Annotated in this window: 1 protein-coding gene; it reads right to left on the bottom strand. The window is 44.7% G+C overall.

Going from position 1 to position 1,135, the window contains the following annotated elements:
- Positions 1 to 900 (bottom strand): transglycosylase domain-containing protein (locus tag A3739_RS05795; RefSeq protein WP_197472092.1); only part of this gene is annotated, 900 nt, incomplete at its 3' end.
- Positions 901 to 1,135 lie beyond the last annotated feature (235 nt).

The raw sequence follows: 1,135 nt of genomic DNA, 5'->3' as shown, positions 1-1,135 counted from the left end.
AAGGTTCTCAAGATTGCGAGCGAAGTAAAATCGGCTTGCCATCGCAAAACCATGCACAGCCGTATTGCCCGACTGACCCAAGTAAATATCGTTGACGTAGGTCTCTAAGATATCCTCTTTGCTGTAATGCCACTCCAACATCAATGCCATAAAGGCTTCATTGATTTTGCGGACAATACTTCGCTCACGAGTGAGGTAAAAATTCTTCACTAGTTGTTGCGTGAGGGTGCTACCGCCCTGCACAACTCGACCAGCCATCACATTTAAGTACATCGCTCGGGCTATCGCCAAAGGCGCTATACCAAAATGCGTAAAGAAGTCTCTGTCTTCCGTCGACAACAAGGCAGACACAAGCCCTGGCGGGATGTTTTCGTAGGCAATAAGCTCTCTTTCTTCACGCGTTTTTGGATAAATACCCCCGATCTTATACGGCTCAATGGTATAAATACCTTGGCCTTTTGCATCATCAGTTGAAAGACTAGTGATGACATCACCCTCTATTCGTAATGACAAACGCAAGGCTTGTTGAGAACCGTCTATCGTCCGATGAGCGCGACGAAAAATCTGCACTTGATTGGCCGAGCGTTTATAAGTACCAGGGGCAGAGAGTTGAGCTTTTTTAGCGTAATTGAGTAAGGCTAACTCTTGCTCAAGATTGTCAATATTTAGCGCTTGCCCCTCAAACAACTCTAACGGACGTGCTAATACTTGCGCGGGTAAAGCCCAACGCTTGCCCTCAAATTTATAACGCACTTGTGCATCAAGATAGATAAGCCAAGCAAATACAAACACGAATAACACCGCGAGAACTTTCCACAACCACGAGCGAGACTTTGTCGCTTGCGATTTAGATTTTGACGGTTCAGCTTTTGCTTTTTTAGTTTGCTTGGATTTAGCCATGATTTACTTTGCAGGAATTTGCTCTGCTGTTATTGTGCCTGCCACACTGCGGAGGAAACATGAATTCAGCGCTGATTCAGTCATTATTAGAAGCAAAGCCGTACCCACACGCGTGCAGTCAATTTGAGCTTATCGAAACACATATTTCGTGGATTATTCTTACCGGCGATTATGCCTACAAGATTAAAAAGCCCGTAAATTTTGGGTTCCTAGATTTTACGGCATTAAAAGCACG

The organism is Oleiphilus sp. HI0067 (assembly GCF_001635735.1).
This window is presented reverse-complemented; position numbering and strand designations above follow the sequence as displayed.